This window comes from Lactobacillus sp. ESL0259, from assembly GCF_003693045.1.
In the GTDB taxonomy this organism is placed as follows: domain Bacteria; phylum Bacillota; class Bacilli; order Lactobacillales; family Lactobacillaceae; genus Lactobacillus; species Lactobacillus melliventris.
The window spans coordinates 1-7,226 of sequence record NZ_REHP01000015.1 but is presented as its reverse complement, the minus strand read 5'-3'; the positions used below and the strand labels follow the sequence as shown (position 1 = coordinate 7,226).

6 protein-coding genes are annotated in these 7,226 nt (G+C 27.6%); 2 read left to right on the top strand and 4 right to left on the bottom strand.

What is annotated here, in order from left to right; all coding sequences use genetic code 11:
- Window positions 1–93, top strand: a 93-nt coding sequence (locus tag F5ESL0259_RS08890; protein ID WP_147444110.1) for an IS3 family transposase, incomplete at its 5' end; no start/stop codon positions are given.
- 1,150 nt (window positions 94–1,243) lie between these two features.
- Here the strand turns inward: F5ESL0259_RS08890 and F5ESL0259_RS08885 are convergent.
- Genes F5ESL0259_RS08885 through F5ESL0259_RS08875 form a run of 3 tightly spaced genes read right to left on the bottom strand, consistent with a single transcriptional unit; the run spans window position 1,244 to window position 4,522 of the window.
- The gene (locus F5ESL0259_RS08885; RefSeq protein ID WP_081945380.1) at window positions 1,244–2,854 is read right to left on the bottom strand and encodes an ABC transporter ATP-binding protein; all 1,611 of its coding nucleotides are present in this window, start codon (window positions 2,852–2,854) and stop codon (window positions 1,244–1,246) included.
- 37 nt (window positions 2,855–2,891) lie between these two features.
- Window positions 2,892–3,797: a hypothetical protein gene (locus F5ESL0259_RS08880; protein WP_034981289.1), complete on the bottom strand. Its 906-nt coding sequence runs from the start codon at window positions 3,795–3,797 to the stop codon at window positions 2,892–2,894.
- Window positions 3,794–4,522 carry a ThiF family adenylyltransferase gene (locus tag F5ESL0259_RS08875; RefSeq protein ID WP_147444122.1) on the bottom strand — a complete coding sequence of 243 codons (729 nt, stop codon included), beginning with the start codon at window positions 4,520–4,522 and terminating at the stop codon, window positions 3,794–3,796. The genes F5ESL0259_RS08880 and F5ESL0259_RS08875 overlap by 4 nt, the downstream gene beginning before the upstream one ends.
- A gap of 1,182 nt (window positions 4,523–5,704) precedes the next feature.
- Here F5ESL0259_RS08875 and F5ESL0259_RS08865 point away from each other — a divergent pair.
- Window positions 5,705–6,475, top strand: coding sequence for a biotin--[acetyl-CoA-carboxylase] ligase (locus tag F5ESL0259_RS08865; protein ID WP_122026729.1), 771 nt, complete (start codon window positions 5,705–5,707; stop codon window positions 6,473–6,475).
- A gap of 658 nt (window positions 6,476–7,133) precedes the next feature.
- On the opposite strand, the gene F5ESL0259_RS08860 is transcribed toward F5ESL0259_RS08865, so the two are convergent.
- On the bottom strand, window positions 7,134–7,226 hold a 93-nt coding region (locus F5ESL0259_RS08860; protein ID WP_147444110.1), incomplete at its 5' end, for an IS3 family transposase.

The window sequence follows — 7,226 nt, the reverse complement described above, 5'->3', positions numbered from 1 at the left end:
TACGTTTACTGGTTCAATCATATTAGAAGATCAAACAAACTAAAATACACGACCCCGATCAAATATCGAAATCGTGCATTGAGTCTTGCGTAATATTAAAATGTCTAACTTTTTAGTTGCACTTCAAAACTCAAGAAATGCCTGCAAATTAACTAACACATATTCTTAAACGTAACACATATTCTTAAGCGTGAATAATATCATTGTATACTGATATCAATATATTGCTAATTGGTTTGAAATCAATTTTCATTGCATCACTTCCTATAGTTGAAAATGTTCTTAGTTTATTTATAAACCTCTTTATAAATACTTTAATTATCAAAGTATTTTGCAGCAATATAATATTGCAATCTTGACTAACTGTCAAATACCGATCTACAATTTAGTTAGTGCCAAATTTTTGTGGATAATAAGCTTTCAGCCCTTACCTGCTGCTGTTTATAGTTTTCATTTTTAAATTATTTGCTCAGATAGCTTTAATATCTGCCCGCTATTAATAATTCCCTAATCCAGTAACGTGTCTTAACTGCTTCCGTAAAAATTTGCTTGGGACTGCTCATAATATACGAAATTTTCTTTACCTTAAAGCAAAAAAGCAAAGCACTGATAAGCAATAGTTTGCGTATTTAAAATATACTTACCTTTGTTGTCTTTTCTGGGTTTATCAATATTGTCTAGCTGTCCAATTATTTAATATAGCCCAAATCTATTAATTATGCATACTCTCAAATATTTACTTATCAGTTATTGTGTCCTGACACATGAACTTGTTGGTTATTAATTTTTGATCTAAAATAAAAAGTTAGCTTGACAATCACTTATTTCATATAACTGACTTCCTTGTTAATGCACTTTTTCAACACATGGACCCTAAGTGTCCAATACTTTTCAAACAGATTTAAGCAAGGAAATAACGAAGCTGCCAATTTTTATAACGACGTTAATTACTATTAGGATAAAGCGTAAAAAATGCTTACAACTCAAACCCACTTTAGCACAAAACAAAAGTGGTAAAGGCAAAATTGAGCTAGCCTCATCTCCATCACTAACGTTAGAATGTTTATATATAAAAAATCATAATGAGACTAGTGTGCAAGAGAACCGTTTAACTGGTAAAGACCACACTGCTATCAAAACCTAATCAATAACCTAAGTGTGAAACTTGTGTTAACTATCATCAAAAAAATTTATACTTAATTCTTGACATACTTCATATTTTTACTTTTGATTTTCACTGTACTTAACAATTTAATCTTAAAGTTTTATTTTCAAGTACATAGTGTGTAAAATGTGCATGTTTAAATTCAATATCGTCATAATAATGAGCAACCTCAATCACTGTACAATCTAAATTTTGAATAATTTTATTTATTTTGTCCGACATTTTTGGATCTAAACTAGAAGTTGCTTCATCAATTAAAATAATTTTTTTATTAAAAAGAAGAGCTCTAGCAATTTCGATTCGCTGCCGTTGTCCACCAGATAAGTTTTTCCCACTTTCACCATAATATCTATTTAAAGCATCGTTACCTAGTTCATTAATCAATCCTACTTTTTCAAGAACAAATAAACAATCTTTAGTTGAGAAATCCTCGCCTAAAGTTAGATTAAAACGCAAAGTATCATTAAATAAGTTGGGATTTTGTCTTATATAAGCAATCCTACCAGATTCGAGAATATTGTTTATTTTACTATTCTTTTCCCTCAAATAAATTTTTCCGCTACTTGGTTTAATAGAACCCTGAATCAAATTAAGTATTGTCGATTTACCAACACCAGAAGCTCCTGTAATCAAAATTTTTTCTCCAAAAGTAATATTTAAATTCAAATTATTGATAATCTGTTTACCATTTGAGTACGTAAAATAAACATTTTCAAAACAAATTTTTGGCTTAATATCTTTCGATATTTTTTTAGGAGCTTTAAATTCAATCATATGTTCACTATAAGATTTTCGAATTTCTTGAGTAGTTTTTATCTTACTAAGATACTCTGAAACTGTTCCTAATGGACCTACGACTCTGTCACTAGCCATAAAAATACCAATCAAAGCTGCAGAAGATATCTTTCTTTGAATAACTAAAAGCAAGCCAATACCAATAGGTAAAATATAACTAACAACTGAAAGAATTGAAGCGACAAAAAAAGTAACAGCTTGCCAGTTATTCATAAGTAAATAAGAATTTTCGGATTCATTTAAATACTTATCTGTATCATTGTACATATACTTTTCAGCTAAATAAGTTTTGATAGTATTGGCTCCATTAAATAAATCAGTTACCTTACTTAAAAATCTACTACTATCTTCCTGCCACTTTGAAGAAGTGGCAGTTAATTTTTTACCAAAAATCTTTGGAGTTATCATAGGTAATAAAGAAAATAAAATAAACAAAATTCCAATAGGTATGCTTAAACTTAAAATATAAATTCCAGAGATTAATGCCATTAACAAAGACGCAAATACTTCAAACATCAGACTAAAGTAATCTGTTTCAACCAATTTAAAATCATTAAATATTTTTGAGACATTATCCGCAGTATCACTACTAAAAGTTGAAGTATTAATTTGCCCATAAATAAAATTACTTTTGAGCTTTACATTAAGCTTTTTTATTGCTAAATTTATTAACATTTTTCTTAAAGTCATTGAAAAATACACAATAGCCATTGCTGAAAAGCTTTTGACAGCATAAAACATTACTTCTAAAAATGTTGAGTTATGATTAAAATTTGCTATAGAAGAAAGTACCTGTGCCAAAACTACTCCATCAAATGATGAAATAATTGTTGTTATTATTATTGAAAATACGAGCCAATTAGGTAACCATCTAATTATGTTTTTTATTTTCATTTTTATCACCGTTGTATATTAAATTAATATATAATACTTAATTGATTGATATTCTATTTTTGGAAAACAAATACCAATACCACCACTTTTCAGGAGTCTTAACTATTATACTGTTTATCAGTCTGTGAATATTATTATTAATCTGTCCTACTGTCATATCTTTTATATTTATCTTGGAATAAAATCTTAATTCATAATGAGGAAAATCATCTATTCTTGTAAAAGTAACTGGTTGTATATTTGAATTATTTCGTTTAGCTAAGGCTGCTAATCCGTACGCTACGGGAAAGAAATTATCTAAATACTTAGTACGATACTTGGGTTTAGGACCTAATGTATATTCTGGAAATTCAAGTATATTTTTTGAATTTTTTAATAAATTATCCAACTTAAAAAGAGCATTAACTGGGTTAGATGTGTCTAAAACTTCTGTTATGTACTTTTTTAAGCTCGATAACATTACATCTAAAATGGACCGCATATGCTCCCCTTCATCACCATTAGCTAATGGAACATTTTGAATTCTTAAACTCGCCAATATTATTGGTATAGAATAAAAATCTCCCCAATGTGGACTAAAAATTATCGTATTTCCTCTCTTAATATCATTTAATTTTTCTTCATTTATAATAATTAAATTATTTTTTAGAAAACACTTTGTCTGAGAAAATAAATAAACAAATATAGCATCAGTTTCTTGAAACAAAATATAGTTAGCCCATTTTTTGCTCAGTGACTCTTGGTTTTTTAAATTAGTAAACTTCATGGCTTTACTTGCAATTGTCACAAGGTCTTGAATATTTTCTTTTTTTTCGTTTATTTCAATTTGTCTAATTAAAGAAATTTCTTTCCAAATCAAATCAAGTTGATTACTTTTTTTTAATACTTGGAAAAGACGTTGATCATCTAGATCACTCAAATACATAGAAAAATCATAAATCATTCTGTTGACTCTTTTCTTATCATAGTCTTTCTTATTTGATACAAGTTCATATCAAACTCATTAAAAGAGTTTATCAATAACAAGTTATCATTATTATTAAACAATTTAAAAAACTCATTTATCTGAATAGCAGCAATAATTTTTATTATTGGCAAAAACGACATGTTCACCACAGGAGGTATAATTTCCTGATTTTTGTTTCGTCCTAGTTTTGATGTTTCAAGATAATCTTTCCACGTAAATGTTTTTTTAGGAATTACCATAGTTCCTAAAGAGGCCTCATGTCCTGAATAACCTCCACCAACAATATGTGGTACTCCCTTTTTTAAGCATTCATTTGAAACCAACAGTGATACATTTTTTATACTTGGATAATCAGCACACGAAAAAACAAAATCTGTCCCTGCAATTACTTGGTTAATATTAGTCTGATCAACTTTTAAGCTAATGTTATTTATATTTATTGCAGGATTAACAGTTTTACCAAATTTTTTAATAACATCAACCTTTGATTTATTAATATCTTTAGATGTAAAAATTGCTTGATTGGCTAGGTTTTCTGGTTCTACTTTGTCAAAATCAACTATAGTATAATTTTGAACACCTATTCTAAATAATTGCTCAAGTAAATTTGATCCTAATCCTCCACAGCCAATAACAGTTATATGCTTATTCATTAGCTTTTTTAAAAACTCATCAGTAAATTTGTTTTTATTAGGATACATATTCAAATAATTATTTTCCCTATCTAATAGTTCATAATTATTTTTCAAGGACTTATATACTATTAATCCATCGCAAAATAATTGATTACAAAAATCTTTTAGAAAATGTTTATTGATTTTTTTGAGGACAGTTTCTGATTTACCATGTGTAATATTTCAGAGTCAGTAAATTCACCCGTTAAATAAGATATAATATTAATGGCCAATTCATCTGCAGTATATGATATTTGCTTATGCTCGTTATAAATTTCAAATTCTATTTTATTTTTATTTCTATATACACCTATTCCGGGCCTTATCATTGGAATAAACATTATTCACCTTTTTATTTTGAAAACTAACTAAAATAAACGAGTTCTAAGTAACTCGTTTATTACTAACATTTATCAGATACTTTATTTGGAGTAATGCTTTCCACTTTATTAGTTAACATAATTATTCACGACCTTTCTAAATATATTTTAATATATCATATAACGTTTTTAATTAAATTGCAACTTTATTTAATTTAATTACAAATTTTTATAATATAAATTTTTAATCCTTGCCTGCTGCTATTTATAGTTTTCTTTTTTAAATTATTTGCTCAAAGGGATTTAATATCTGCCCAACATTAATGATTCCTTGATTCAATAATTTGTCTTAGCTACTTCGCCAAAGTTTGCTTGAAACTGCTCATAATACGGCAACTTCTTTACCTTAAAGTTGCGGGTATAATTTTTAAGTTCATGGCTTGATCAAGCCAGAAGAAATAATGCTTAGATTTCTTGTCTTGATAATATATTCATTTAAAAGTTAGCTACTCATATAAAGTCTGTTTAATACAAATCCACATTGCTTCAATATTGCTTTTTACGACTAGGCAGATGCTACATAAATAAATCTAATAACTTATCAAAAGTGGGATCATTAATTAACATTTTATTAGTATTACGTGATAAATTGTATATTAAAAACTGTAAGTCTTGTAATAAACTAGTCATATAGAAGAAAATCTCACTGAATATAATCTTGTTCAAATTACATTTTAATAGAAAGTTCTTTTCTGTTTTTTTATTTTCCACATAAATATTTTATACTAACTACAATTTATTATAATTTTGCTTCTTAACTAAGCTTGATATATAATATTTTAAAGATTTATTTGAATATCAAAATTTATTTAACAAGGGTAAAATAATCATGATTAAAAATAATATTTCAAAAAATCAAAATCTTATTGCCAATCAATTATCTGACTTACCAATTACTGTAACATGGCTAAAGCAAGTTGATTCTACTAACACATACGCTAAACAGCACTTTCAAGCACAACAATATCAAAGTATTATTTTAGCTGGTAGTGATGTCCAGACACATGGCTATGGCAAACAAAAACGTTATTTTATTTCTAATAGTGGTGGCGTTTATTTGTCGCTTATTGCAAAAGTGCCACACTTAACAACAAGTAATCAAGGACTTTTAACTACTGGAACTGCGTGGTGTCTTCACCAAACTATTCGCCAGCAATTTAATACCATTTCCGATATCAAATGGGTTAACGATTTACTCTTACATGGGAAAAAAATCGCTGGTATTTTGATCGAAAAGATTGCTACTCAAACAGTTATAATTGGTATTGGTTGCAACTTGTATCAGCCTAATTTAGAACAAGCGTTAGCATCTAGTACTAATGTATTAGACTATCCTCCAACCACTGAACAATTTTGCAAGTTTGTAGCCCAATTAGTTAGAAAACTCATGTCATTTATACCTAATTTTACACAAGAGCAATTTCTATATGATTACGAAAAAAACATGTCAATGCTTGGACAAAAAGTAACTGCTATAACAGGAAAGAAAGCAATTACAGGAGATGCTGTCAGACTCGACAACCAAGCAAACTTGATTCTTAATAATCATGGCCAGCTTGTAACCATTAATAGTGGTGAAGTACTTAAAATTAGACAATAATTTATTACTTTTAAGTAAGCAAAAATTAATAAATAACAAGTTTATTATCTTTTCCAATCTTCGCTTAAAGACAGCTAATGTCACAATAAAAAATAGAAATTATTGATCTTTATTCAGCAGTATTTTTCTCATGCCTTAATTATTATGTAAAATGAATTAATCTTTATGTAACTAAAGCTAGACGGACTTAAAAGCTTATATATTATTTAGTTATAATTTACTTCTGTATATTTTTATTCTATAATCTACTAATAAAGAGTAAAACTTTTAATTTAAATATTAAAAATAATTAGTATACCTATCTTTTTAAAAAGCATCGTGCAATAAATGATTTAGTTTTAGTTAAAGCACCTGTACTTATTTCTACCTTTAATTGAAACTGATAACAGTCATAATGAGGTAAGTATTGCTTTATGTAAGAGCTATATTCTTAAAGATAAAGCCAGAATAATAACATATTTACCATTACAATAATATTATAAAACTATACCATTATGAAAAAACGTTTATCTAACTTTCAATTAAGCATAGAATTACATATTATTGAAGTATGTACGAACAACGTAATTGAAATCATTGAATAATAACAAATTAAAGACCAACAATTGATCTGACCCCCCGAAATTGAAGTGCAACTAAAAAGTTAGACATTTTAATATTACGCAAGACTCAATGCACGATTTCGATATTTGATCGGGGTCGTGTATTTTAGTTTGTTTGATCTTCTAATATGATTGAACCAGTAAACGTA

Coding starts and splice junctions, on each gene's coding strand:
- F5ESL0259_RS08885 (WP_081945380.1), bottom strand. CDS start 2,854: ATGAAAATAAAAAACATAATTAGATGGTTACCTAATTGGCTCGTATTT.
- F5ESL0259_RS08880 (WP_034981289.1), bottom strand. CDS start 3,797: ATGATTTATGATTTTTCTATGTATTTGAGTGATCTAGATGATCAACGT.
- F5ESL0259_RS08875 (WP_147444122.1), bottom strand. CDS start 4,522: ATGTATCCTAATAAAAACAAATTTACTGATGAGTTTTTAAAAAAGCTA.
- F5ESL0259_RS08865 (WP_122026729.1), top strand. CDS start 5,705: ATGATTAAAAATAATATTTCAAAAAATCAAAATCTTATTGCCAATCAA.